The sequence below is a fragment of the Abditibacteriota bacterium genome (genome assembly GCA_017552965.1).
Lineage (GTDB): Bacteria > Armatimonadota > UBA5829 > UBA5829 > UBA5829 > RGIG7931.
Window position 1 is genome coordinate 1 of record JAFZNQ010000097.1, and the last position, 2,716, is coordinate 2,716.

Here is a 2,716-nt window from a genome sequence, read left to right on the forward strand (position 1 = left end):
AGCCCTCACCGGTAAGAGATCCCCTAAGAAAGAACCGCGAGCCTTCGCTCTCGAACAAACCCAACGGGACAACGAAAAATCTTCTCGTCATCTCGGCGTCGCACCCCGCGTCATCTCGGCGAAACATTGTCCCGTTCAACAACGACGTCATCTCGGCGGTGAGGGCTCATCGAGCCCTCACCGGTAAGAGATCCCCTAAGATAGAACCGCGAGCCTTCGCTCTCGTACAAACTTAACGGGACAAATATACTCCGCCGGGGGGCACCGATGCCGCAGGCATTGGGGGGGCCGTACGCGGGGTACGAATAAAGCCTACGAATGGGCCACACGGCGGAGAACGGAAAAAGCCTCAACCCCGCGTCATCTCGGCCCGGCCGGCCATAGGATAAAACGCGTAAGCGTTCGGCCGGACGGGGTAAGAGATCCACCGGGGTCCCCGCGAATAAAAGTATTCGCGGGGTGGTGCGGTGGGGCCCGCCAGCCGCGTTCCTTACTCCGGCTCTGCCGGAGGCGGCTGGTGGGGGGGGCCGTACAAGCGGGGCAAAGGGATAACACCCTCCCGGCGGTGGGCATAGTGCCTTGCCCGGGCTCTATTCTTCCATTACAGGAGATTTCTTACCGCTTTTTCCTATCGTCAAAACCGCCGAAATGACGTATGTTTTGACCGCCGGCGGTTCTCCGGTCCGCGGATGGAAGCGGTGCGGCAGGCGCTTTGCGCCCCTCTCCGCCGTCATCTCGCGCCATTGGCTTTGCCAAGGACGCTTAGAGATCTACGGGGGCACCGACGGCTGAAAGCCGTTGGGGGGGCCGTATAAGGCGGAGACCGGAAAAAGTCCTCATTCCCTCGTCACCTCGGCAATAGGCGCGGTGCGGCAGGCGCTTTGGCCCCACAAAATCTGCTATTTTGCGGGGAACCCCGATCTGCGCGCCTGCCGCACCACATTATTATTATAATGCCTTGGGCGGACACTCCCGTGTCCGCCCAAGGCGCCCTTTCCCGCTGCAGGATACCCCCTCGCGGGTGACCGGCGGTTGACCGCCGGCCCTTATCCGCCCAGCGTATACTTCCCCGTCCTTATGGCCGCTATCACGCCGCCGTCTATCAAAAGATCTGTGCCTGTGATAAACCCGGCATGCTCTCCCAGCAGAAAAGCGCCGGCTTCTGCGATCTCGTCGGAGGTCCCGCAGCGCTCCGCGGCTGAGGAGTCTATCATCTTCTGATACCCTTCGCCGGCGGCGGCAAATTCATCATAAGCCAGAGGCGTCACGACAACGCCGGGGCTGATGCTGTTGATCCTGGCCCTGCGCTCCTTCCACGCGCCGGCAGCCGCTTTCATCACCTGCAGATGATTGACACGCTTGGCTATCATATAGGCAAGCCCCGGATCCTGCATGGCTGTTTCCTTCACCACTGGCAGATCAGCCAGCTTTTCTGTAGGAGCGGTCAGGATCTCCTGCTCGGTTTCATAGGGCATGGGATACATATATCCTGCCTGGCTGGAGATGATGAGACCCGCTCCGCCTTTCGCCATGATCCGGCCAAAAGCGTCCAGGGCGTAACCCGTCCCCACCATATCGAGAGCGACGATATGCTCCGGCTTTGCCTGGTTCGGAGAGGCCCCGGCAGTGTCAATGAAATACATCACGTCGCCGAGGGAGGCGGCCTTCTGCGCAAAGGCTTCCACAGAATCCTTCTCCAGCGCGTTGACCGTCATAGTCTCCGCGTCATAGCCGCCGTATCTGAAGTCGCGGGACACCCTCTCCAGATTTTTCTCGCTGATATCGCCCAGCAGGATCTTTCTGCCGGCAGCGATCTTTCGGACGATCGCCGTTCCCATGCTGCCCGCTCCCAGCAGAGCGATCACTTCTTTTCTTTCGTTTCTGTCAAATATCATGATATGAGGCCTCCTTGAAAAGTATCTTTGCCAACCCGTCCATATTCCTGACCTGCAGTTCTGCGGTCCCCCGCCCCGTTTCGCTGTCCGGCGCATGGGATCAACCGACCGCCGCCAAACCCGGCAGCCTGTGGCGACTGGCAATCCAGCCACAAGCAAAAGAGCTGTGAGCCGGTACATACTTGCCACAGGCGCCTGCTTTCCGACTGATGTACCGCCAGTATTGATTATACCACATTCACCCGCCAAAAACCCCGCCCGCACTCCACCGTCACCTCGGCCTCCGACCCCGCGTCATCCCGCACCTCTCCGCCGTCATCTCGCGCCATTGGCTTTGCCAAGGACGCTTAGAGATCTACGGGGGCACCGACGGCATTTATGCCGTTGGGGGGTCCGTATAAGGCGGAGAACGGAAAAAGCCCACACCCCCGCGTCATCTCGGCCCGGCCGGCCATAGGATAAATCGCGTAAGCGTTCGGCCGGACGGGGTAAGAGATCCACGGTGGGGCCCGCCAGCCGCGTTCCTTACTCCGGCTCTGCCGGAGGCGGCTGGTGGGAGGGGCCGTATAAGCGGGGTACGGGAAAAGTCCTATCGTCATCTCGGCGGTGAGGGCTCCGGAAGCGGCCCTGACTGCAGGGCTGATATAGATTGAAACTACAGGGCGTCCACATGACAAGTCACGGGCAGAGGACTCACCTCTGCCCGTGACGCTGTTTCTTCACTCACCCTGCCCCGTCAGTAATACATTTCCATATACTCGGTCAGGCTGCTGATCACGCGCTCCATGGCCTTTTCCCTGGCGCCGCCGAATATAGGCAGG

The 2,716-nt window shown here is 60.3% G+C and carries 2 protein-coding genes; one reads left to right on the top strand and one right to left on the bottom strand.

Annotated elements, in window-relative coordinates; translation table 11 throughout:
- Window positions 1-236, top strand: a 236-nt coding sequence (locus IK083_07965) for a hypothetical protein (protein ID MBR4749488.1), incomplete at its 5' end; no start/stop codon positions are given.
- 810 nt (window positions 237-1,046) lie between these two features.
- On the opposite strand, the gene IK083_07970 is transcribed toward IK083_07965, so the two are convergent.
- Entirely contained in the window at window positions 1,047-1,895 is an 849-nt protein-coding gene (locus IK083_07970) for an SDR family oxidoreductase (GenBank protein ID MBR4749489.1), read from the bottom strand.
- Window positions 1,896-2,716 lie beyond the last annotated feature (821 nt).

Bases quoted from the DNA above. Each gene is read 5' to 3' on its own strand.
- IK083_07970 (MBR4749489.1), bottom strand. From the start codon at position 1,895: ATGATATTTGACAGAAACGAAAGAAAAGAAGTGATCGCTCTGCTGGGA.